Consider the following 21,504-nt stretch of genomic DNA (forward strand, 5'->3'; position numbering starts at 1 on the left):
CAGACGACAGGCAAGGTCCGGCGGTTCCTCCAGCTGCCGGCCGTTTCACCATCCGAAGGCCGTTTCCAGATGAACGACATGACGCCGAAGAAGTTCGGAATCGGGGCACCGATCCGGCGCAAGGAAGACGCGACCCTGATCACCGGGCGCGGCCGCTACACCGACGACTTTGCACCCGAGGGCGTGCTGCAGGCTTACGTGCTGCGCTCGGCCATGGCCCATGCCACGATCAGGCTGGACGGGCTCGACGCGGCCCGGGCCGCACCCGGCGTCCATCTGGTGCTGACTGCCGCCGATCTCGGTGCGATGAAGCCGATGCCGACCAAGGCCGTGATGCGGCAGGTCGACGGCACGACGCACAAGGTGCCGGTTCGCCCGGTCCTGTGCTCTGACACGGTCCGCCATGTGGGTGACGCCATCGCCTTCATCGTCGCCGACAGCGTCAATGCCGCGAAATCCGCTGCGGAGCTGATCGAGGTGGACTACACGCCGCTCGACGTGGTGGTGGACATCGAGGCGGCGCTGCAGAACGACGCGCCGCTGGTCTGGCCCGAGTTCGGCACCAACCGCGCCTTCACGCTCGGCCATGGCGATGCCGCAAAGACGGAGACGGCCTTTGCCTCGGCCGCACATGTGTCGCAGATCAAGCTGCACAACAACCGGCTTGTGGCCAACTACATGGAGCCGCGCGCCTGCGTTGCCGAATTCGATCCGGCGAGCGGACGCTACACCCTGACCGCCGGCACGCAAGGTGGCCACGGCATGCGCGACATCATCGCCCGCGACATCCTCGGCATCGAGCCGTCGCAGCTGCGCATCGTCACGCCCGAGGTCGGCGGCGGCTTCGGCACCAAGATGTTCGTCTACCGCGAATATCCGCTCTGCCTGTTTGCGGCCGAGAAACTGCGCCGGCCGGTCAAGTGGACCGGCGAGCGCATGGACCACTTCGTCACCGATGCCCATGGCCGCGACAACGTGACGACGGCGGAGCTGGCACTCGACGCAAACGGCAAGATCCTCGGGCTGCGCATTCATGTGCTGGCGGCGATGGGGGCCTATCTGCACCAGTTCGGGCCGTTCATTCCCTTTGTCGGCACGTCCATGTCGACCGGGCTCTACGACATCCCCGCGCTGCATGTGACGGCGACGGGCGTCTATGCGCATACGGTGCCGACCGATGCCTATCGCGGCGCCGGACGACCGGAGGCGGCCTATCTGATCGAGCGGCTCATCGAGCAGGCTGCCCTGGATCTGGGCCTCGCCTCCGACGAGATCCGCCGCCGCAACTTCATCCCGAAGGAGGCGCTGCCCTATCGCACGCCGACGGGACGCCTCTACGACACGGGTGACTTCACCGCCCACATGGACAAGGCGTTGCAGGTGGCCGACTGGGCCGGCTTTGCCGCGCGCAAGGCCGACAGCGCCGCCCGTGGCAAGTTCCGCGGCATCGGCATGTGCTGCTACATCGAGGCTTGCGCCTTCCCGGGCGGGGAGGAAGCGACCGTCGAGCTGAATGGCAACGGCACGGTGACGCTTTTGATCGGCACGCAGACCAACGGCCAGGGCCATGCCACCTCCTATGCCCAGGTCATCGCCGAGGAACTCGGTCTCGACATGGACCGCATCGAGGTCATCCAGGGCGACACTGACCGGGTGCGCAAGGGCGGGGGCACAGGCGGTTCGCGCTCCATTCCGCTGGGGCTGCCGTCCGTGCTGAAGGCGTCGAAGAGCCTCGTGCAGAAGATCAAGGACCAGGCGGCCGAAAAGCTGGAGGCCGGGCCGGAGGATCTGGAGCTGGTCGATGGCACCGTGCGGGTCGTCGGCACGGACCGGATGGTGACGCTGGCCGAGATCGCCGCCGGTGCGCCCGAGCCGCTTGCCGGTCAGGAAGAGGTCAAGCAGGTCGAGGCGACCTATCCGAACGGCACGCATGTCTGCGAGCTGGAGGTGGACCCGGAGACGGGCGACATCACCATCACCAACTACACGATCGTTGACGATTTCGGCGTCACGGTGAACCCGATCCTGCTCGCCGGGCAGGTGATCGGCGGCACGGCCCAGGCCATCAGCCAGGCGCTCTGCGAGGAGACCGTCTACGATGCCGACGGCCAGCTGCTGACGGCCTCGCTGCTCGACTACCGGCTGATCCGCGCTGCCGACCTGCCGGACATCCATTTCGAGACCAACAACATTCCCTCCACCACCAATGCGCTGGGCATCAAGGGCGCGGGGGAGGCGGGCACCATCGGCGGCTGCGCCTCCGTGATGAATGCGCTGCAGATGGCGCTGCGGGAGGGCGCTGGCGTGCAGCACATCGACATGCCGGCCACGCCGCAGAAGGTGTGGCAGGCGATCCAGGCAGCGCGGGGCTGACAGGCTGCACAGACAGGCTCCCTGGACAGGCGTAAGAGCTGAGACGGGCAGAGCCCGTCGCAGCTTTCCCGCGCCTGGCGCTTCGTCTCGCGTGTCAGGCCGCGGCGACGGGGGCTGCGGCCCTGGCGATCCGGATGCGCTGCTCGAAGGCGGCGAGGCGCTTGTAGATCGAGATCAGCTCGATGATGGTCGACCAGGAGTTGACCAGGAACTGGAACGAGCTCTCCACCCGGTCGAAGGCCCGGGTAATCTGCTGCATCACGCCCAGGGTGATCGTGCCGCTGACCACCGTCGGCCCGAGCGCGATGTAGGGCACCAGCACGGTTGCCTGCAGATAGCTCCACTTGGCGACATCAAAGTAGAGGTAGTGGAAGAACAGGCGGAAGTAGTTCTTCCGGACCTGCGCGAACAGTTCGGCCACGGTCTGCGGCGTGGCGCGGTCGGCGTGGTCCTCGCCATAGACCAGCTCCTTGCGATAGGCCGCCTCGACCTTCTGGTTCTGGAACTCCAGGCCCGGCAGCTTGATGCCGACAACGGCCAGAAGCACCGTGCCGAAGGCGGCCGACAGCAGCGCGACGAAGACCATCGAATGGGGAACCGGCCCGATCCAGGGCAGCTCGGTGACCTTTTCCGACAGGCCCCACAGCAGCGGGATGAAGGCGGCGAGCGTCATCAGCGAGCGCATGAACAGGACGCCGAGGCCCTCCATGATGCGCGCGAACCGCATCGTGTCCTCCTGCACGCGCTGGGCTGCCCCCTCGACGTCGCGCACGAGGTGCCAGTGGGCCATGTAGAAGTCGTTCATCGCCTGGCGCCAGCGGAAGATGAAGTGACGGACGAAGAACTCGAGCACCACGGCGATGACGATGTAGAGGCCCGCGATCTGCAGGAAGGTCGACATCTCGCCCAGATAGCTCTCGAGGGTCACGGCTCCGGGCGTGCCGAGCGCCTTCTGCACCATGTCGAAGAAGCTGCCGAACCACTCGTTGATCTGCACATCGAGCTGGACCTTGTACCAGGTCACCGACAGGATCAGCGCTGACCCCAGCCAGGCCCAGAAGAACCATTGCCTGCTCATGAAAAAGGATCTGAACATCCCCGCACCCTCCTGATCGTGCAAAAGGGTAGGGTGAGAATCGCCTCGAGTTCATCTGCTCATTCCGTCACAAATCCGGTTTATCCCTGAAATCCGCGCCTCCGGCCCGGAAGGCTCGGACCCGCGGCCTGAGGCTTGAGCCGTCGCCGCCGTCCGCCCGCCCGGCTCGGCTGCACCGTCTCGGCTGCACCGGCTCGGCGCCACAGGGTCGGCTGTCTTGGACTTGCCACTTTTTGCGGTTCAAACGAGGGAATGCTGGTAAGACCAGTCTGGCCAGAGGTGGGAATCGCCGGCGGCGGCACCCGTGCGTGCGGGGGACGCCGGGCAGGAAGGACAGTTGCACATGGCGTTGAGGGACGCTGGAGAGCCGCAATCCCCGCAAGGGCAGCCCGATCCCCGCCCGGACGAGGTCGCCGCTCCGCAGGTCCTCGACCGGACGGAGTACAGGCCTTTGCTCGGCATCGGCCTCAAGGTCGCCTCGACCCTGATCTTTTCGATCATGGTGGTGGCGCTGAAGATCGCGGCCGAGCGGGTGCCGATCGGTCAGGTGGTGTTTGCCCGCAACTTCTTCGGCATCTTGCCGGTCCTGATGATGCTGCTGTGGCAGCGGCAGCTGACCACGGCGGTCCGCACGCATCAGCCGCTCGGCCATATCGGCCGTGCCACCGTCGGCATCTCGGCGATGATCTGTTCCTTCACCTCGCTGAAGTACCTGCCGCTGCCCGATGCCACCGCCATCGGCTTTGCCTCGCCGCTGTTCGTCGTGGTGCTGGCCTTCCTGTTTCTGGGCGAGGCAGTGCGCATCTACCGCTGGAGCGCTGTTGCCCTCGGTTTTGTCGGCATCCTCATCATCCTGTCGCCGCACATGGGCGGGCTGACGATCACGGGGGCGACCTGGTTCGGAGCCGCGGCTGCCGCGCTCGGGGCGCTGTTCTCGGCCATGGCGATGATCTTCGTGCGCAAGCTGTGCGAGACGGAGCGCACCTCGACCATCGTCCTCTGGTTCTCGGCCTGCGCCTCGGTGATGGCGCTGGCGACAATCCCCCTCGGCTGGCTCGATCCGTCCTTCGCCTGGGTCCTGCCGGACTGGGAAACGGCCGCGCTGCTCATCTTCGTGGGGCTGTCGGGCGGTGTCGGCCAGATCGTCATGACCGAGGCCTATCGCTACGCCGACGCCTCGACGATTGCCCCCTTCGACTACGCCAACATGATCTGGGCGGTCGTGCTCGGCTGGATGTTCTTTGCCGAGGTGCCGGTCTGGCAGGTGATCGTCGGCTCGCTGATTGTGACGGCGGCCGGCCTGTTCGTGATGTTTCGCGAGCGTCAGCTTGGACGCGATGACACGAAGGCGCGCGAGGCCTCGGGCCCGCTCAGGCCGTGACGGCCGCCGGCTTCAACCGCCGGGCTTGGGCAGCGGTGCCGGCCCGGCTCAGAATGCCTTGAACGTGATGATCGTCCGGGTGTCGCGGATGCCCTCCAGACAGTGCAGCTTCTGGTTCACGAAGTGGCCGATGTCGTCGCCGTCCTCGATGTAGACCTTGACCAGCAGGTCGTAGTCGCCGCTCGTCGAGTAGATCTCCGAGGCGATCTCGGCGTCGGCAATCGCGTTGGCCACCTTGTAGGTCTCCCCCAGGTGGCACTTGATCATGATGAAGAACGGCTTCATGGCTCGGGTCCCGTGACGCCCCCGGGCGGGGGCATTTCGTTCTGGCTTGAATGGCTGATCCGGGGCGGGCCGTCAATCATGCGCTGCGGTCCCCAAGCTTCCCCGACAAGCCGCCCCGACAAGCCGCCCCGACGCGCCAAGGTCGCCCCCTGCCGTCCGATGCCGTGCGGGCGCTGACCCGCGTCGGCCTGCCGCGCCAATCTGCTTGCAATGACGCGTCGCAGTTGTTAGCTGTCATGCCATCTCATGGGGGTGCCCACTGACGGGCTGAGAGGCGCAGGCGCCAACTCCTTGAACCTGATCCGGCTCGTACCGGCGGAGGGATTTGGGATGACGGACCAGTCGATACGGGTCACGGCTGCGGCGCGTGACGAGCTTCATCACACAGGCACCGGCATGCGCGCTGCGCGGACATCGCGGAGGCGGGACGCATGACGGCCCCGGCCACCGCAACCGCGCCGACGGCGGACGCCCTTTCGATCGACATCGGCCGTGTGCTCAACCGGCTGCGGTCTGCCGCGCCGCGCGTTCACTGCCTGACCAATGCCGTAGCCCAGGCCTTCACGGCCAATGTCCTGCTCGCGCTGGGCGCGATCCCCTCGATGACGCTTGCCGCCGAAGAGGTGCCGGCCTTTGCCGCCAGCGCCGATGCGATCCTTGTCAATCTCGGCACGCTCGACGAGAGCCGGCGCACCGCCTTTGCCCTCGGGCTTGAGGTCGCCGAGGCGACGGGCAAGCCCTGGGTGCTTGACCCCGTGTTCGTCGACCGGTCGCCGCCGCGGCTCGCGCTCGCCCGCGATCTTGCCGCCCGTCGTCCGTCGCTGCTCAAGGTCAACGCCGGCGAACTGGCGGCACTGGGCGGCGCGGAGGCGCTGGCCGGCGTGCCGCTTGCCGTGACCGGGCCCGTCGATCTCGTGCAGGTCGGTGCGCGCACCCTGCGTCTTGCCAACGGCCATCCGATGATGGGGCGCGTCACGGCCACCGGCTGTGCAGCCGGAGCGGTGCTGGGGGCCTGTCTGGCTGTCGAGCCGGATCCGTTGCTGGCGGCTGCGGCCGGGCTCAGCTTCGTGGCGATTGCCGGAGAGCTGGCAGCCCGCTCTGCCGCCGGGCCCGGCAGTTTCGTGCCGCTGTTCCTGGACGCGCTGCATGCGCTGGACGCTGCCAGCCTTGGCCAGCACCTGCGCCTCGCCTGAGCGCGGCCCCCTCTTTCTCCACCACCTCAGGGAAACCCGCATGACCGCGATTGCCCTTACCATTGCAGGCTCCGACTCCGGCGGTGGCGCCGGGATCCAGGCCGACCTGAAGACCTTCTCGGCGCTCGGCGTCTATGGCGCCAGCGTGCTGACGGCGCTGACGGCGCAGAACACCCATGGTGTCTCGGCGATCCACGACGTGCCCCCGGCCTTCGTGCGGGCGCAGATGGATGCCGTTCTCGGGGATCTGGCCGTCAACGCGGTGAAGATCGGCATGCTGTCGCAGCCTGACGTCATCCGCGCCGTGGCAGAGGGACTGGATGCGCATGGCATGCAGGCCGTCGTTCTGGATCCGGTGATGGTCGCAGCCTCCGGCGATCCGCTGCTCGTTCCCGAGGCGGTGGCCGTCATCATCGAGCATCTTCTTCCCAGAGCCGCGCTGATCACGCCCAACCTTCCGGAGGCCGCGCGCATGCTCGAGACCTCCGTTGCCGAAGGGCGCGAGGCGATGCGCGACCAGGCGCAGGCGCTGCTGCGGCTCGGGGCAAGGGCGGTGCTGCTGAAGGGCGGTCATGGCGGGGGGCCGGCCAGCGAGGACTGCCTGCTTACCGGCGACGGGGCCGAGACCTGGCTGAGCGCGCCCCGGCACGAGACGCGCAACACCCATGGCACGGGCTGCACCCTGTCATCGGCGATCACGGCCGGGCTCGCCCGGGGCTTGCCGCTCGCCGAGGCGGTGGCGGCCGGCAAGGCCTATGTCACCGCGGCGATCCGGTCTTCCGACCGGCTCACAATCGGCTCGGGACATGGGCCCGTGCATCATTTCCACGCATTCTGGGGGGCATCTGCATGACGACTTCGACCTATTCCCGCCGCCGGGCCCTTGGCCTCGGCGTCGCAGCCGCCACGGGCGCCCTTGCCGCTCCGTCGCTGGTGCGGGCAAACGCGACCATCGACTGGAAGATGGTCACCTCCTGGCAGAAGAACCTGCCAGGCCCCGGCGTGACCGCGCAGCGGATCTGCGACCGGATCGAGACCCTCTCCGGCGGCCGCATGCGGGTGCGCCTGTCTGCGGCCGGTGAACTCGTGCCGGCGCTCGGTGTGCTCGATGCGGTTGCGGGCGGGACCGCCCAGATGGGGCACACCGCCTCGTTCTTCTGGCAGGGCAAGATGCCGGCCGCCGTGTTCTTCACCGCCATTCCCTTCGGTCTGACGCCGCTGGAACACATGACCTGGATCGAACAGGGCGGTGGCCAGGCGCTGTGGGACGAGCTCTATGCCCCCTTTGGCATCAAGCCGGTGATGGCCGGCAACACCGGCGTTCAGATGGGCGGCTGGTTCAAGCGCGAGATCACGTCGCTGAATGATCTGGCAGGCCTCAAAATCCGCATGCCGGGGCTCGGCGGCGAGGTGCTGCGGCGGCTCGGCGCGACGCCGGTGGCGCTGCCGCCGGGGGAGATCTTCCAGGCGTTGCAGTCCGGCGTGATCGACGCGACCGAGTTCCTCGGGCCCTGGAGCGATCAGGCCATGGGGTTCCAGAAGGTGGCGAAGTACTATTACGCGCCGGGCTTCCACGAGCCGAACGGCACGGGCGAGGCGCTGTTCAACAAGGCAGCGCTCGACGGGCTGCCGGCCGAGCTGCAGGCCATCGTGCTTGAGGCCTGCCGCGCCGAGAATGCCTTGGCCCTGACCGAGAGCGAGTGGATGAACGCCGGTTCCCTGGCGACGCTGCAGGAGAAGGACGGCGTCGACGTCCGCTTCTATCCGGACGACGTGCTGGCCGGGCTGCGCAAGGAAAGCGCTGCGGTGCTGGCCGATTTTGCCACCAGGGACCCGCTGTCCGGACGCATCTACGAGAGCTATGCGGCCGCCATCGCGCGGCTGGCGCCGTGGAGCCGTGTCTCCGTGCAGCGCTTCCTGTCCGCCCGCGACGGGGCCTGACGTCGGCCCCTGTCCGGGCGCGTGGAGGATGACTGCGGCCGGTGCCATGCGGGGCCGGCCGCAGCCCGTTCCGGGCTCCGGTCAGCTCCCGGCGACAACCACCTGGCGCTGCGTGCCGAGACCGGAGATGCCGAGTTCCATCACGTCGCCGGGCTTGAGATAGAGCGGCGGCTTCTTGCCCATCCCGACGCCCGGCGGCGTGCCGGTCGTCACCACGTCGCCGGGCTCCAGCACCATCAGCTGCGACAGGAAGCTGACGAGGGTGGCAACGGGGAAGATCATGGTCCGGGTGGATCCGGTCTGGGTGCGCACGCCGTTCAGGTCAAGGGTCAGGTCGAGGGCCTGCGGGTCGGGGATCTCGTCGGCGGTGACGACGAAGGGGCCGAGCGGTCCGAAGGTCGGCGCACTCTTGCCCTTGATCCATTGACCGGTGCCCTCGATCTGCCAGGCCCGTTCGGAAATGTCGTTGCAGATCAGGTAGCCGGCCACATGCGACAGGGCCTCCGCCTCGCTCACCTGCCAGGCGCGCCGGCCGATGACGAAGGCCAGCTCCACTTCCCAGTCCAGCTTGGTCGACCCGGCCGGGATGATGACGGGATCGTTCGGGCCGCTGATGCAGCTCGGCGCCTTGGAAAAGACAACCGGTTCGGCCGGCACGGGCATGCCGGACTCCGCCGCATGGTCGGCGTAGTTCAGCCCGATGGCGATGAAATGGCCCGGGCGGTGGATCGGCGGGCCGAAGCGCACGGGACCCTTGACCTCGGGCAGGGTTGCCACGTCGAGGGCACGCAAGCGGTCGAGCACCGGCTGGTCATAGGCGGCGGCGTCCAGGTCGCCGATGATGGCGCCCAGATCGCGCAGGCTGCCATCGCTGGCCATGAGGCCCGGCCGTTCCGCGCCTGCCTCTCCGAATCGACACAGTTTCATTTTTGCCCTCTTCTGACCTCGTGCAGCGCCTGGCGGACCCGCGCAGGCTGGGCGCCATTCTCATGCGTCTGCCTGCCGATGCAAGGTCACCGGACCAGGAAACCGGCAGTCCGGGTGCGGCCGGATTGTTGCAGTTTCGCAACGCCCGAGGCGAAAATATGTCTGTTCTGTGTCGAGGCTGATTTGCCTAAAAATTGTGCAAATGAAGTGTTTCGCGTCGCGCCCCTGCAAGAAATGTCGCGAACCACCGGAAATTGACGTTATCGGAAGCCGGCTGACCAAGACGGCGGTTTCCGTCGAGTTGATTGCTGCGCTGCAGCAGACTTGGCAGCCATTCCCGCCTGCCGATTTTCGCAATTGCACTTGCTACGTGTTTTCCTGATCCTGCGATCAATGGTGAAAGCTTGGCAGGGCTGGATCCTGACTTAATGGGAGGGAACTCAGATATGAACCGTGCACTTAAGGCTGCTGCTCTGTGCGGCTCGGCGTTGAGCCTGATCGCGGTGGCCGGCCAGGCGCAGGCCGGTGGTTTTGCGCTGCGTGAGCAGAGTGGCTACTACCAGGGCATGTCCTTTGCCGGCAACGGCACCACCGGGCCGAGCATCTCGTCGATCTTCTGGAACCCGGCCACGATCACCGGGGCAGGCGACGGCATCACGTTTGAATCGCACAGCTCCCTGATCCTTCCGAGCGCCGAGCTCGACTACAACTTCACGCGCGGCGCCGTGCCGTGGATCGGCTCTGCCTCGGGCAAGACCGGCGACATCGGCTCGGACGCCTGGATCCCGGCGAGCTACAATGCCTACAAGGTCAATGACAGCCTGTTCGTCGGCCTGTCGGTCACGGCGCCCTTCGGCCTGGCGACCAAGCCGAGCCCGAGCTGGGGCGGCAAGTGGTACAACCGGTCCTCGGAAGTGTTCTCGGTCAACATCAACCCGACCGTCGGCTACAAGATCAACGACATGATCTCGGTCGGCGCGGGTGTGCAGATCCAGTACCTGCAGGTCCGCCTGAAGTCCGCCTTCCCGCTCTCCGCCTCCGCGCAGACCGCCGAAGTGAAGGGCGACGACATCGGCTTCGGCTTCAACGCGGGCGTGACCATCAAGCCGGTCGAAGGCACCGAATTCGGCCTCGGCTTCCGCTCCGCGGTCTCGCACAAGCTTGACGGCGAATACATCCAGCCGGCGGGCGTGCTGCTGCCGTCCGGAACCCCGTTCGCAGCCTCCACCACCGGGATCACGGCCGCGACCATGACGCCGGAGATGCTGACCTTCTCGGTCAAGCAGCGCGTGACGGATGCCTTCCGCGTGGCCGGTACGGTCGAGTGGACGAACTGGAGCCGCCTCGGCACCATCCACACCAAGCCGAAGTCCGGCACGATGGCGACGCCGGACCTGAAGTTCAACTACAACGACGGCTGGTTCTTTGCCCTTGGTGGCGAATACGACTACAACGAGAAGCTGACGCTGCGTGCCGGTCTGGCCTACGAGCTGTCGCCGATCGACGAGAAGATCCGCTCCGCCCGCCTGCCGGACAACAACCGCTACTGGCTCTCCGCCGGCCTGAGCTACAAGGTCATGGAGAACATGTCGCTTGATCTCGGCTACACCCACATCATCCCGGAGAGCACGAAGATCAACATCGGCCCGGGTCACCAGGATTACAACCCGGCTGTGGGTCGCCTGACGGCGAGCGCCGACAGCAACGTCAACATCTTCACCGCCTCCTTCCGCTACCGCTGGGGCGGCAAGCACTGAGCGGCCAGACTGGCTGACAGGGGGGCCGGCGCCAAGCGCCGGCCCCTTTTCGCTGGGGCCTCCGGTGGCGCCGGCCGTGTCACATCCGCCTTGCAGCCGTTAAGGTTGCTGTCACATTCCGGCCCCCAAACGGGGCGCCAGCGCGGCGACGGGGCCCGGAAACGTCGGGTTTCCGCCATTTGTCATATTCCTGATACCTGAATCGCGTCTAAGGCTCTCGATCCTTACATGGAGTGCGGGCGATGACAGCGCGGAAGGAAGCGCGGCATTATCGGGCCTTGTTCATTTCCGATGTCCATCTCGGCACCCGCGGTTGCCAGGCGGACCTGCTGCTCGATTTTCTCAAGTACAACGATGCGGAAACCGTCTACCTCGTCGGCGACATTGTCGACGGCTGGCGTCTGAAGCGGGCCTGGCACTGGCCCCAGGCGCACAACGACGTCATCCAGAAGATCCTGCGCAAGGCGCGCAAGGGCGCCCGCATCGTCTACATTCCGGGTAATCATGACGAGTTCCTGCGCGATTTCCTCGGCACCCATTTCGGCGGCGTGGAGGTGGTGGACAGCGTCATCCATACCTCGGCGGACGGGCGGCAGTATCTTGTCATTCACGGCGACCAGTTCGACGTGGTCATCCGGCATGCCAAGTGGCTCGCCTTCTTCGGCGACAAGGCCTATGTGACGGCCCTGGCGTTGAACACCACCGTCAACATGGTGCGCCGGCGCATCGGCCTGACCTACTGGTCGCTGTCCGCCTGGGCCAAGCTCAAGGTCAAGAATGCCGTGAGCTTCATCGGTCGCTTCGAGGAGGCGCTGTCCGACGAGGCCCGCCGCCAGGGCACGCATGGGGTCATCTGCGGCCACATCCACCACGCCGCCAGCCACATGACGCACGGGATCCATTACATCAATACCGGTGACTGGGTCGAAAGCTGCACGGCCGTGGCCGAGCATCACGACGGGACGTTCGAGGTGATCCGATGGGTGGAACGCGCCGTTTCGGAAACGTCAGCTGGCCCCGCGCAGGAGCAGCCGGTCGCCGCATGACCTCTGTCCTGATCGTGACGGATGCCTGGCATCCGCAAATCAACGGGGTCGTGCGCTCGCTGGAACGCACGGCGGACGAACTGCAGCGCATGGGCGTGCGCGTCGAGCTGCTGACCCCCCGGCTGTTCCGGACGCTGCCCTGTCCGACCTATCCCGAGATCCGGCTGTCGCTCACCACGCGCCGGCAGGTGCAAAGGCTGATCGACGGCTTTGCCTGCGATCACCTGCATATCGCGACGGAGGGCCCGCTCGGCCTTCTCGCCCGGCGCGTTGCCCTGAAACGCGGACAGGTCTTCACCACGAGCTATCACACGCGGTTTCCGGAGTATCTGTCGGCCCGCCTGCCGGTGCCGCTGGACTGGACCTATGCCTGGCTGCGCAGCTTCCACAATGCGGGTCAGGGCTGCATGGTGGCGACGCGTTCGCTCGAGGACGATCTGGCCGGCCGCGGCTTCACGCATCTCATGCGCTGGTCGCGCGGCGTTGATGCCAACCTGTTCCGGCCCTACGAGGGCAGCGTGCTCCCGGCCGACCTGCCGCGTCCGATCTTCATGAACGTGGGGCGGGTGGCGGTGGAGAAGAACATCACCGCCTTCCTCGATCTCGACCTGCCCGGCACCAAGGTGGTCGTCGGCGAAGGGCCCCAGCTGGAGACGCTGCGCCGGGCCTATCCGGACGTGCTGTTCACGGGGGCCAAGCTCGGCGAGGATCTGGCCCGCCACTATGCCGCCGCCGATGTCTTCGTCTTTCCGTCGCTGACGGACACCTTCGGCAATGTCCTGCTTGAGGCCCTGGCCTGCGGCGTGCCGGTGGCGGCCTTTCCGGTCATGGGGCCGCTCGACGTCATCGGCGAGACCGGGGCCGGCGTCCTGTCTGCGGACCTGCGCGAAGCGGCGCTGGCGGCGCTCGACGTGCCGCGCGACTTCTGCCGCGAGGCAGCGCTTCAGTTCTCCTGGGAAAACAGCACGCGGCAGTTCCTCGACAATGCCGAGGCCGCGCATCTCATCGGCCGGTCCGTGGCCGACAGCCCGCTGCCCGGCGCGCCCGCTCCGGCCTGAACGGGGGCGGTTGTCTCTGTCGCTCCGGCCTGTTAGGCCTGTCCGGGTGTCCAGGGAGGCCGACATGCATCAGACCCCGACCCTCGAGATGGTCCTTCAGGCGCGCGAGCGCCTCAGCGGCCTTGCGACGATGACGCCGCTGCTGCGCTTTCCGGCGCTGGATGCGCGGGCCGGACGCCCTGTGCTCGTCAAGCCGGAGACCCTGCAGCGCACGGGGTCGTTCAAGTTTCGCGGCGCCTGCAACCGCATCGCCCTGATCCCCGAGGCGCTACGCCAGCGGGGTGTCGTGGCCTGTTCGTCCGGCAACCATGCCCAGGGCGTCGCAGAGGCCGCGCGGCTCCACGGCATGGCAGCGACCATCGTCATGCCGGAGGATGCGCCGGCGATCAAGCTGCGGCGCACCCGGGAGCTTGGCGCCGAGGTGATCACCTACCGGCGGGGCCGCGACGACCGGGATGCGATTGCGGCCGCGATCGTCGAGCGGACGGGCGCCACGTTCATCCACCCCTTCAACGACCCGGGCGTGATTGCGGGGCAGGGGACCGTCGGGCTGGAGATCGCCGCGCAGGCGCGGGCGATGGGGCTGGTTCCCGCCACCGTCGTGGCCTGCACCGGCGGCGGCGGGCTTGCCAGCGGCATTGCGCTGGGGCTCCAGCTCGAGGCGCCGGAGGCCCGCGTGTTCACGGCCGAGCCGGCCGGCTTCGATGACTACGCCAGATCACTGGCGGCGGGCACCCGGCTTGGCAACGCCCAGGCGAGCGGTTCGGTCTGTGACGCGATTCTGACCGACCGACCCGGCGAGATCGCCTTCGGACTGCTTGCGGCGCGCGGAGCGCAGGGGCTTGTCGTCTCCGACGCCGAGGCGCTGGCCGCCGTCGCCTTTGCCTTCACCGACCTGAAACTCGTCGTCGAGCCCGGCGGAGCGGTGGCTCTGGCTGCGGTCCTGGCTGGCCGGATCCCGCCCGGCGACACGCCGGTTGCCATCGTCCTGTCGGGTGGCAACGTCGATCCGCAGATGATGCAGCAGGCGCTTGCGACGGCTGCGGCCTGAAATCCTCAGACGGAGGGCGCGCGCCGACCGGTGCGGAACCGCAGCACCTCGTCCGGGATCGTCCGCGGGCTCTTGTCGAACCAGACGCAGCGTGCCTCCAGGAACTTGCGGAAGGTCCGGTATTCGATGCCGGTTTCGCGCATCATGTTGGTGACCGCGCTGTCGGCCTCCGACCGGAGGATCTTGGCGATCGTGCTCTCGACGAGGCCGATCTTGCGGGCGATCAGCCAGACGCAGGCGTCCTGCCGGTTCTGGTCGATGAGGGTCAGCAGGATGGAATCAAACGACAGTTCTCCCGAGGCGATCTGAACATGGGCCTCGTGATAGGACATCGTCTGGCCGTTGACGTTGATGTCCAGCGCCTTGCCGTCGGCGAGCGCACGCCGGGCCAGCGGCTCCAGATCCTCTGCCTCCATTGCTTTCGCCAGTTCCGGCGGCACGAGGGGACACTGCGCCTCCAGGATGGTGCAGAGGTCGGCGTGGAAGACCGGGTCCTGCAGCGCGCGACGGGCGATCCCGGCAAGCACGGGGGCCTCGACATTGGCAAAGATCAGCAGCGCCAGGATCGCGCGGGGGGAGAACCGGGTGGCGGGATTGGTCAGGAGCACATGGGTGACACCGCGCCCCGAGCGGGCGATCATCGTGTCGACCAGATCCTCCGGCAGGTCCGGACGGCGGGCGATGGCGCTGCGGTGCCGGTCCGAGCGACTTGTCACGATGGTCCTGAGCGCCTGCTGGCTGATCGTCGGCGAGAACTCGAGCACCGGTTCGCTCAGCTCGTAGTCCTCCTGCGCCAGACGGTCTGCAAGCGGCGAGGTGATGCGGTTCGTCCGGGCCAGGCGCACGACCAGATCGTAGCGGGTTGGCCGGTCGAGCTGGTGAAAGACGTCGAGCACAAGCGCTGAGAAGAGCTCCCGTTCCATCGGCGTCGGATCGGGCGAGGACGGATTGGCATATTCTGCACCCAGGGTCCGGATCAGCTCCGAGCGAGCGGCCGCGTCCTTGTTGCGTGCGAGCTGTTCGAGACGTTCCCTCAGCATGAAATTTCTTGCAGTCCCCGCCGGCTTTTCAGCTTCTGTTGTTTGAACATTATCATTCTACACAACTGTGAATCATTAGTTCCTTTGGCTGAAAGGTAAAGCGCATGTCGCGGGCAGATTACGGTTGCTCCGGCTCCATCGACAACATCGCTTGCGATCAGGGATGCGGGCCGGGATCGATGCGTGCCAGAAGAAAATGCCGTATCGTCAGGTTCCGGGCCGGTTTCAGGGTGCCGCTAACGGAAAATACTTAAATGAAGATCTTGGGTTGTGGATTTACCGTCCATTAGAACAGCTCGGCTGATGGTCCCCGCCGGCGAGCCAGTCTGGACGGACCTGGCTTGTCCCCGCTTGTTCTTACGCATGTCCATGGAGGGGAAATGCCCAGTATGCAGATTGCGGACCGGCTCGGCTTCTTTCAGCTGAGCGCGGAAGAGTTGCGCGTGGCGCGCGAGGCCTGGCAGCTCATCGAGCCGGCCTTGCCGGGGATGCTCGAGAGCTTTTACGCCCATGTGGCCCGGGTGCCGTCACTGGCTGCCATCATCGGCGGTCGCCAGGCGCATCTCATCAAGGCGCAGACTTCGCATTGGCGGCAGCTGTTCTGCAACGGGTTCGACGCGGCCTATCAGGAGAGTGCGCTGCGGATCGGCCGGGCGCATGTGCGCATCGGTCTGGAACCCAGCTGGTACATCGGCGGCTACGGCTTCGTCCTCTCGCATCTGACGCAGCTGTTCGGGCGTCGCCACCGGTTCTCGGGCCGGCGGACCGCGGAACTGACGTCGGTCGTCACCCGGATCGTCCTGCTCGACATGGACATCGCCGTCTCCACCTATGGCGAGGCGATGGTCGAGGCGGCACGCCAGCGCGAACAGCGCATCCGTTCGGCCGTCGAGGGCTTTGAGGGCCAGCTCCGCTCCGCCCTTGGTGGCCTGACGCAGGCCTCGGAAGCCCTTGAGCACACGGCGGAAGAGCTGAGCGGCGTCGCCCGCGAGACAAGTGCCCGCATCGGCTCCATGGAAGGCTCGGCAGCGACCTCCACGCGCGGCGTCCATGCGAGCGCGGCGGCGACGGAACAGATGGCGGCCTCCATCCACGAGATCAGCCGTCAGGCCGGCATGTCGCGCGACATTTCCAACGAGGCGCTCGACAACGCGCGCCGCACCAATGACAGCGTCCAGAGCCTGTCGGCGGCAGCCGAGCGGGTCGGGTCGGTGATCGAACTCATCTCCGAGATTGCCGGGCAGACGAACCTGCTCGCCCTCAACGCGACGATCGAGGCGGCGCGGGCCGGGGAAATGGGGCGCGGCTTCGCGGTCGTGGCGGCCGAAGTGAAGGAACTTGCCAGCCAGACCACCCGCGCGACCGAGGAGATCACCGGGCAGGTTGCCGCCATCCAGGCCGCGACGCGCCAGTCGGTGGCCGACATCAGCCAGATCACGGCGACCATCGGCAACCTTGCCCGCATCGCCTCCGAGATCTCGACGGCGGTCGAGCAGCAGATGCAGGCCACGACGGAGATCTCGAGCAGCGTCCAGACGGCGGCAGCCGGAACGGCGTCGCTCAGCGACGAACTGGCGTCGATCCGCGACATGGCACAGGGCACCCGGGATTCGGCCAGCCACGTGTCGCACATGTCGGGCAGCCTGAAGGCGCAGGCTGCGGACCTCGACCTGAGCGCCCGGCGCTTCCTTGCCGATGTCCTGACGCAGCCCGATGCGGCTGCGTGACCGGGTTGCGTGACTGGACTGCGTGACCGGGCTGCGGCGCCTGAGCCATGGCAGGGCGTGATGCGTCGGCCTCCCGGCCCCCGGGGGCAAAGAACAAGGCCCCGGAGAGGACACTCTCCGGGGCCTTTGATTGTCTGCCGTCGGCGGGCTCAGCCTCAGCTGAACAGGGCCTGACGCTCGTTTTCGGACAGCATGGCGAGAGGATCGTTCTCTTCGGCCGTGACCGCCATTTCCTCTTCTTCCCAGGCGGCGTCCGCAGTGCCCTCGTCGCCAGCGGTCGCCGTGTCCTCGTCGTCGCCGTGGGTGTCGAAGAGAGCGTCGATGTCGGCTGCGTTCATGACTTCGTCGGCGTTGCCGTCAGCGGAGGCGAAATCGTCACCGGTCTCGTCGAAGATCGCCTCGATGGTTGCGGCGTCGAGCTGTTCGCTCGCGGTCTCGACCGTCGCGACAGCCGCAGCCACGGCGGCGGCCTTGGGTGCGGTCCCCGGGACAGACTTGCTCTGGCTCTGGCTCTGGCTCTGGGCAGCAGCGTCCCCGGCGTGGCCGAACTCCATGTCATAGAGCGGGCTGGTCGGCGATTCCGTGTCCATCATGCTGTCGACGAAGGACTGGCTGACGCCCTTGCCGTCCATCTGCGGTCCGTTCAGCAGATGCGCATCCGGACGCGTGTCCACAGGGCCGGCCGTCTCGTCCGCCTTGACCTCGGCAATGCCCCAGATGCCGATCATCAGGTTGATGCGGCTTTCGAGGTAGCGCAGCACATGCACCACCTTCTGGGTGCGCTGGCCCGTCAGGTCCTGGAACGAGCAGGCCATGAAGATTTCGGTCGCCTTGGCGTCGATCTCGTCGCAGACCGCGTCATCGGCGCCGGCCTCGCGCAGGGTCCAGGCCTGTTCCTGGATGCGTTCGGCCGCGGCGAGGATGTCCTGCGTCGCGCGCTCGGTCTGGGTGACGATGGCATCCAGCTCGCTCGACGTGGTCGTGAAGCGGTTGCCTTCCTCGTCTTCCATCTTGATGTTGGCGATCTCGCGCTTGGTGCGCTCGATGGCCTCGTGCATCTCGGCGAGGTCGAGCTTGATCCGGTTGAGGTCGGGAACGGTGCGTTCCCGGCGCATCACCTTCTCCAGCCTGCCGATGGCATCAAGGATGGTGTTGGTCTCGGTGCTGCGGTTGCGCCGCAGGAATTCGGCCAGGAAGCGGCGCCCGCGATCAGACTCGGTCAACGTCTGTTCAAGGACCGTGTACTCGGTTTCCTGCATCAGGACTGGCGGTTCGATTGCTGCCATCGTAAACGTCTCGATGTCCTTTTCGCCGCGGTCGGCCTGTGATTCGACGAGATCGCCGATACTGCCGGTCACCCTACGGCCCCAACGGTTAACATCTCTTTAGGCCGGCCAGCTCCGGTTGATGGTCATGATAAAATTCCAAACCGGCTTGTCTACACGTGTGAGTGGTCTTTTCTGGGCTCACTTTATCGGGTCGGGCATTTTTCTGCCGTTCTTTCCGCTGCTTTTGAGCAACCGGCAGCTTTCCGTTTCGGAAATTGCGACGGCGCTGGCCCTGGCAACCATCGCGCGCATCGTGGCGGCGCCGGTTCTCACCTCGATTTCCGACAAGACCGGTCGCCGTCGCCTGTCGATCTTCCTCTATTCGCTGGCCGGGGTGGTGTTTCTGGCGCTGTTTGCCTTCACCGACAGCTATCTGGCGACGCTGATCGCCATTTCCGGCCTGATGATCTTCTGGGCGCCGATCATCCCGCTTGCCGATGCCTATGCGCTGGACGTGGTCCGCCGGCTCGGGGGGCAGTATGGCAGGATGCGGCTCTGGGGCTCCGTCGCCTTCATCGTCGGAAACCTCGCCGGCGGCTGGCTGATTTCCTTCTCGACCGCGATGCCCTATCTCGCGGGCATCCTGCTGTCGCTCCTGGCCACCGCGCTGGTGGCGATCACCCTGCCGCCCGCGCAGCCGCGCGTGGGCGCCGGGGCCATGCCGCGTGAGGTCCGGCCGGATGTCTTCCGCCAGCCCTGGTTCCTCGCCATGCTTGTTGCCATCGGCCTGCTGCAGGCCAGCCACGCAGGCTACTACGCCTTTGCCACCATCTTCTGGCGCGGCGCCGGGGTGCCCGATACCCTGATCGGCCTGATCTGGTCGCTGGGCGTCGTGACGGAGATCTGTCTCTTCATCTATGCCAGCCGCCTGCCGGGCTGGTTCACGCCGCTGCGGCTGATCCTGATCGGTGGCCTTGCCGGCATCCTGCGCTGGATGGTCTTTGCCGAGGCCACCTCGCTCTGGTCCATCGTGCTGCTGCAGGGGCTGCACGGGCTCAGTTTCGGGGCGGTGCATCTGGGCACGGTCAGCCTGCTCGGCCGCATCGTTCCCTCGCGCTGGTCGGCAACGGGACAAAGCCTGATGGCGACCTCGATCGGCCTGCTCAATGCGCTGGCAACCTGGGCGAGCGGCCCGCTCTACGGCCGGGACCCGGCCTTCGCGTTCTGGTTCATGTCGGCTGTCTCGCTGGCCGGGCTCGTCGCTCTGCTGGTACTGGCGCGCCGCGTGACCTCGGCGGCCGAGCAGGCCGCCGACGAGGCGCACTAGCCCCAGAGCGTTGCGGCGGGCGGGATCAGCAGGCTGGCCTCGAAGCGCAGGCCGCCGTCGCGGTCCTGCGCCAGAAGCAGCGGGCCGTCGAGATCGACGTAGTCCGCCTTCTGCGCCACCAGCACGGCCGGCGCCATCGCCAGCGACGTGCCCAGCATGCAGCCGACCATCACCTTGAAGCCCAGCTCGCGGGCATCGCCGTAAAGGGCCAGCGCCTCGGTCAGGCCGCCGGCCTTGTCGAGCTTGATGTTGACGGCATCGTAGCGCTTGCGCAGGGCGGCCAGGTCCGCGCGGGTGTGCAGGCTTTCATCGGCGCACACCGGAACCGGACGCGGGAGGGTTTCGAGAGCCGTGTCCCGGCCAGCCGGAAGAGGCTGCTCGATCAGCTCGACCCCGGCGGCCGCGCAGGCCGCCATGTTCTCGGCGTAGCAGTCCTCGCTCCAGGCCTCGTTGGCATCGACGACCAGACGGGCGTCGGGCGCATTCGCCCGCACGGCGGCAATCCGTTGGGCATCGCCCGGGCCGGCGAGTTTCACCTTGAGGAGCGGTCGTCCGGCCGCCTTGCGGGTTGCCTCCGCCATGCTGTCCGGCGTGCCGACGCTCAGCGTGAAGCAGGTTGTCAGGGGCGCAAGGGTGCCGACGCCGGCAAGCGCGGCAGCCGGAGTTCCGGACCGCTTGGCCTCCAGGTCCCAGAGCGCGCAGTCGAGGGCGTTGCGTGCCGCGCCCGCATGCAGCGCCGCCTGCAGCCGCTTGCGGTCGAGCCCAATCCCGAGCGCATCGGCCGTCTGGCGGATCTCGGCGATGACGCTGTCGATGCTTTCCCCGTAGCGGGGGTAGGGCACGCATTCGCCCCGGCCCGTGTGCGTGCCGTCGGACAGGGTGACCACGACCACATCGGCATGGGTGCGGCTGCCACGCGAGATGGTGAAGCCACCCGCGATCTCGAAGCGCTCATGCGCAATGTCGACCGCGAGCATCAGGCGTCTCCGAAGTCGCGCGCCAGCCGGTCGATCACCGGACCCATGCCGTAGCGGACCGGGTCCGTCGCCGGCAGGTCATACTTGGCCGACAGGTCCTTCAGGTAGGCACGGGCCTCGCCGTCGCCGAGGGCGGCCGTGTTGACCGACAGGCCGATGCAGCGGATCGCGGGATTGGTGAGCTGGCCGCAGCGGATGGTCAGGTCGATCACGTCCTGGATCGAGGGCAGGGGCGTCTCGACGCCGCGCATGGTGCGGCGGGTCGGTTCGTGACAGACAATGAAGGCATCGGGCTGGGCCCCGTGCAGGAGCCCCAGCGTCACGCCCGCGAAAGAGGGATGGAACAGCGAGCCCTGACCTTCGATCACGTCCCAGTGACGGGGATCCATGGCTGGCGAGATCCATTCGACGGCGCCGGAAATGAAGTCGGCCACCACCGCGTCGATGGCAACGCCCCGGCCGGAGATGAAGACGCCGGTCTGGCCTGTCGCCTTGAAGTCGCAGGAGTAGCCGCGGGCGCGCATGTCGCGCTCCATTGCAAGCGCGGTGTACTTCTTGCCCACCGAGCAGTCCGTGCCAACGGTGAGAATGCGCAGGCCGGGCCGCTTCGTGCCCTTGCCGGTTGCAAAGGTCTCGCTGGAGTGCCGCACGTCGAACAGCTTGCGGCCGTTGCGCTCGGCCGCCTCGCGGATCGCCGGGATGGACCCGAGCCGCACATGCAGGCCACTGGCCACGTCCAGTCCGGCCTCGAGCGCTGCCACGATCGAGGCAATCCAGTGGTCGGGAAGCCGGCCGCCGGCATTCACGGCGCCCACGATCATCGTGCGGGCTCCGGCCCTGGCGGCAGCGTCGATGGTCATGTCCGGCAACCCGGCGTCCGCCTGGCATCCCGGCAGGCGATTCTGCCCCAGACACCACTCCCGGCGCCAGTCGACCACGCCGAGCGCGGTCTTGGCCGCAAGGGCATCGGGAACATCGCCGAGGAACAGGAGGTAGGGGTTGGCAATATCCATGATTTGTTTCCGCCTTTGCCGAAGCCACGGGAGCCGCGCGGCTG

At 67.1% G+C, this 21,504-nt stretch carries 18 protein-coding genes and 1 riboswitch; of the genes, 11 read left to right on the forward strand and 7 right to left on the reverse strand.

What is annotated here, in order from left to right; all coding sequences use genetic code 11:
* Positions 1-69 precede the first annotated feature (69 nt).
* Positions 70-2,373, forward strand: coding sequence for a xanthine dehydrogenase family protein molybdopterin-binding subunit (locus GWI72_RS02430; RefSeq protein ID WP_161707777.1), 2,304 nt, complete (start codon positions 70-72; stop codon positions 2,371-2,373).
* A 94-nt stretch (positions 2,374-2,467) separates the two neighbouring features.
* On the opposite strand, the gene GWI72_RS02435 is transcribed toward GWI72_RS02430, so the two are convergent.
* The gene (locus GWI72_RS02435) at positions 2,468-3,469 is read right to left on the reverse strand and encodes a putative transporter (RefSeq protein ID WP_161707778.1); all 1,002 of its coding nucleotides are present in this window, start codon (positions 3,467-3,469) and stop codon (positions 2,468-2,470) included.
* A 343-nt stretch (positions 3,470-3,812) separates the two neighbouring features.
* On the opposite strand from GWI72_RS02435, the gene GWI72_RS02440 reads away from it, so the two are divergent.
* The gene (locus GWI72_RS02440; RefSeq protein ID WP_161707779.1) at positions 3,813-4,850 is read left to right on the forward strand and encodes a DMT family transporter; all 1,038 of its coding nucleotides are present in this window, start codon (positions 3,813-3,815) and stop codon (positions 4,848-4,850) included.
* Between the two features lie 48 nt (positions 4,851-4,898).
* Here GWI72_RS02440 and GWI72_RS02445 read toward each other — a convergent pair whose 3' ends face one another.
* A complete protein-coding gene (locus tag GWI72_RS02445; RefSeq protein WP_161675431.1) occupies positions 4,899-5,135 on the reverse strand; it encodes an Lrp/AsnC ligand binding domain-containing protein in 237 nt (78 codons plus the stop codon).
* A 238-nt stretch (positions 5,136-5,373) separates the two neighbouring features.
* Positions 5,374-5,477: riboswitch (TPP riboswitch) on the forward strand.
* 89 nt (positions 5,478-5,566) lie between these two features.
* On the opposite strand from GWI72_RS02445, the gene GWI72_RS02450 reads away from it, so the two are divergent.
* The 3 genes from GWI72_RS02450 to GWI72_RS02460 are packed head-to-tail and all read left to right on the forward strand — an operon-like array spanning position 5,567 to position 8,269.
* The gene (locus GWI72_RS02450) at positions 5,567-6,328 is read left to right on the forward strand and encodes a hydroxyethylthiazole kinase (protein WP_161707780.1); all 762 of its coding nucleotides are present in this window, start codon (positions 5,567-5,569) and stop codon (positions 6,326-6,328) included.
* Between the two features lie 40 nt (positions 6,329-6,368).
* On the forward strand, positions 6,369-7,181 hold the full coding sequence (gene thiD, locus GWI72_RS02455) for a bifunctional hydroxymethylpyrimidine kinase/phosphomethylpyrimidine kinase (protein ID WP_161675435.1): 813 nt from the start codon (positions 6,369-6,371) through the stop codon (positions 7,179-7,181).
* Positions 7,178-8,269, forward strand: coding sequence for a TRAP transporter substrate-binding protein (locus GWI72_RS02460; RefSeq protein WP_161707781.1), 1,092 nt, complete (start codon positions 7,178-7,180; stop codon positions 8,267-8,269). Before thiD ends, GWI72_RS02460 begins: the two co-directional genes overlap by 4 nt.
* An 81-nt stretch (positions 8,270-8,350) precedes the next feature.
* Here GWI72_RS02460 and GWI72_RS02465 read toward each other — a convergent pair whose 3' ends face one another.
* Positions 8,351-9,196: a fumarylacetoacetate hydrolase family protein gene (locus GWI72_RS02465; RefSeq protein WP_161707782.1), complete on the reverse strand. Its 846-nt coding sequence runs from the start codon at positions 9,194-9,196 to the stop codon at positions 8,351-8,353.
* Between the two features lie 446 nt (positions 9,197-9,642).
* On the opposite strand from GWI72_RS02465, the gene GWI72_RS02470 reads away from it, so the two are divergent.
* The 4 genes from GWI72_RS02470 to GWI72_RS02485 all read left to right on the forward strand — a co-directional run bounded on the left by GWI72_RS02470 (position 9,643) and on the right by GWI72_RS02485 (position 14,108).
* Positions 9,643-10,953 (forward strand): OmpP1/FadL family transporter, encoded by a 1,311-nt coding sequence (locus tag GWI72_RS02470; protein ID WP_161675443.1) that lies wholly within the window; start codon positions 9,643-9,645, stop codon positions 10,951-10,953.
* A gap of 242 nt (positions 10,954-11,195) precedes the next feature.
* Positions 11,196-11,999: a UDP-2,3-diacylglucosamine diphosphatase gene (locus tag GWI72_RS02475; RefSeq protein WP_161675446.1), complete on the forward strand. Its 804-nt coding sequence runs from the start codon at positions 11,196-11,198 to the stop codon at positions 11,997-11,999.
* Entirely contained in the window at positions 11,996-13,057 is a 1,062-nt protein-coding gene (locus GWI72_RS02480) for a glycosyltransferase family 4 protein (protein ID WP_161707783.1), read from the forward strand. The genes GWI72_RS02475 and GWI72_RS02480 overlap by 4 nt, the downstream gene beginning before the upstream one ends.
* A gap of 64 nt (positions 13,058-13,121) precedes the next feature.
* Entirely contained in the window at positions 13,122-14,108 is a 987-nt protein-coding gene (locus GWI72_RS02485) for a threonine ammonia-lyase (RefSeq protein ID WP_161707784.1), read from the forward strand.
* 5 nt (positions 14,109-14,113) lie between these two features.
* On the opposite strand, the gene GWI72_RS02490 is transcribed toward GWI72_RS02485, so the two are convergent.
* A complete protein-coding gene (locus tag GWI72_RS02490) occupies positions 14,114-15,148 on the reverse strand; it encodes a DUF2336 domain-containing protein (protein WP_161707785.1) in 1,035 nt (344 codons plus the stop codon).
* A 380-nt stretch (positions 15,149-15,528) separates the two neighbouring features.
* Here GWI72_RS02490 and GWI72_RS02495 point away from each other — a divergent pair, with 380 nt between their 5' ends.
* A complete protein-coding gene (locus GWI72_RS02495) occupies positions 15,529-16,875 on the forward strand; it encodes a globin-coupled sensor protein (protein WP_161707786.1) in 1,347 nt (448 codons plus the stop codon).
* A 155-nt stretch (positions 16,876-17,030) separates the two neighbouring features.
* On the opposite strand, the gene GWI72_RS02500 is transcribed toward GWI72_RS02495, so the two are convergent.
* The gene (locus GWI72_RS02500) at positions 17,031-18,233 is read right to left on the reverse strand and encodes a protein phosphatase CheZ (RefSeq protein WP_209000037.1); all 1,203 of its coding nucleotides are present in this window, start codon (positions 18,231-18,233) and stop codon (positions 17,031-17,033) included.
* 55 nt (positions 18,234-18,288) lie between these two features.
* Between GWI72_RS02500 and GWI72_RS02505 the strand changes: the two genes are divergently transcribed.
* A complete protein-coding gene (locus tag GWI72_RS02505) occupies positions 18,289-19,470 on the forward strand; it encodes an MFS transporter (RefSeq protein ID WP_161707787.1) in 1,182 nt (393 codons plus the stop codon).
* Here GWI72_RS02505 and dgcA read toward each other — a convergent pair.
* Together dgcA and dgcN are read right to left on the reverse strand one after the other, a co-directional pair.
* Positions 19,467-20,447, reverse strand: coding sequence for an N-acetyl-D-Glu racemase DgcA (dgcA, locus tag GWI72_RS02510; RefSeq protein ID WP_161707788.1), 981 nt, complete (start codon positions 20,445-20,447; stop codon positions 19,467-19,469). The genes GWI72_RS02505 and dgcA overlap by 4 nt on opposite strands.
* Positions 20,447-21,460 carry an N-acetyltransferase DgcN gene (dgcN, locus tag GWI72_RS02515; RefSeq protein WP_161675462.1) on the reverse strand — a complete coding sequence of 338 codons (1,014 nt, stop codon included), beginning with the start codon at positions 21,458-21,460 and terminating at the stop codon, positions 20,447-20,449. Before dgcN ends, dgcA begins: the two co-directional genes overlap by 1 nt.
* Positions 21,461-21,504 lie beyond the last annotated feature (44 nt).

The organism is Pannonibacter sp. XCT-53 (assembly GCF_009915765.1).
In the GTDB taxonomy this organism is placed as follows: domain Bacteria; phylum Pseudomonadota; class Alphaproteobacteria; order Rhizobiales; family Stappiaceae; genus Pannonibacter; species Pannonibacter tanglangensis.

Excerpts from the sequence above, each read along its gene's own strand:
- GWI72_RS02445 (WP_161675431.1), bottom strand. The coding sequence starts at position 5,135 with ATGAAGCCGTTCTTCATCATGATCAAGTGCCACCTGGGGGAGACCTAC.
- GWI72_RS02505 (WP_161707787.1), top strand. The coding sequence starts at position 18,289 with ATGATAAAATTCCAAACCGGCTTGTCTACACGTGTGAGTGGTCTTTTC.
- GWI72_RS02450 (WP_161707780.1), top strand. The coding sequence starts at position 5,567 with ATGACGGCCCCGGCCACCGCAACCGCGCCGACGGCGGACGCCCTTTCG.
- GWI72_RS02430 (WP_161707777.1), top strand. The coding sequence starts at position 70 with ATGAACGACATGACGCCGAAGAAGTTCGGAATCGGGGCACCGATCCGG.
- thiD (WP_161675435.1), top strand. The coding sequence starts at position 6,369 with ATGACCGCGATTGCCCTTACCATTGCAGGCTCCGACTCCGGCGGTGGC.
- GWI72_RS02480 (WP_161707783.1), top strand. The coding sequence starts at position 11,996 with ATGACCTCTGTCCTGATCGTGACGGATGCCTGGCATCCGCAAATCAAC.
- dgcA (WP_161707788.1), bottom strand. The coding sequence starts at position 20,447 with ATGCTCGCGGTCGACATTGCGCATGAGCGCTTCGAGATCGCGGGTGGC.
- GWI72_RS02495 (WP_161707786.1), top strand. The coding sequence starts at position 15,529 with ATGCCCAGTATGCAGATTGCGGACCGGCTCGGCTTCTTTCAGCTGAGC.
- GWI72_RS02470 (WP_161675443.1), top strand. The coding sequence starts at position 9,643 with ATGAACCGTGCACTTAAGGCTGCTGCTCTGTGCGGCTCGGCGTTGAGC.
- GWI72_RS02440 (WP_161707779.1), top strand. The coding sequence starts at position 3,813 with ATGGCGTTGAGGGACGCTGGAGAGCCGCAATCCCCGCAAGGGCAGCCC.
- dgcN (WP_161675462.1), bottom strand. The coding sequence starts at position 21,460 with ATGGATATTGCCAACCCCTACCTCCTGTTCCTCGGCGATGTTCCCGAT.
- GWI72_RS02485 (WP_161707784.1), top strand. The coding sequence starts at position 13,122 with ATGCATCAGACCCCGACCCTCGAGATGGTCCTTCAGGCGCGCGAGCGC.
- GWI72_RS02475 (WP_161675446.1), top strand. The coding sequence starts at position 11,196 with ATGACAGCGCGGAAGGAAGCGCGGCATTATCGGGCCTTGTTCATTTCC.
- GWI72_RS02490 (WP_161707785.1), bottom strand. The coding sequence starts at position 15,148 with ATGCTGAGGGAACGTCTCGAACAGCTCGCACGCAACAAGGACGCGGCC.
- GWI72_RS02465 (WP_161707782.1), bottom strand. The coding sequence starts at position 9,196 with ATGAAACTGTGTCGATTCGGAGAGGCAGGCGCGGAACGGCCGGGCCTC.
- GWI72_RS02435 (WP_161707778.1), bottom strand. The coding sequence starts at position 3,469 with ATGTTCAGATCCTTTTTCATGAGCAGGCAATGGTTCTTCTGGGCCTGG.
- GWI72_RS02460 (WP_161707781.1), top strand. The coding sequence starts at position 7,178 with ATGACGACTTCGACCTATTCCCGCCGCCGGGCCCTTGGCCTCGGCGTC.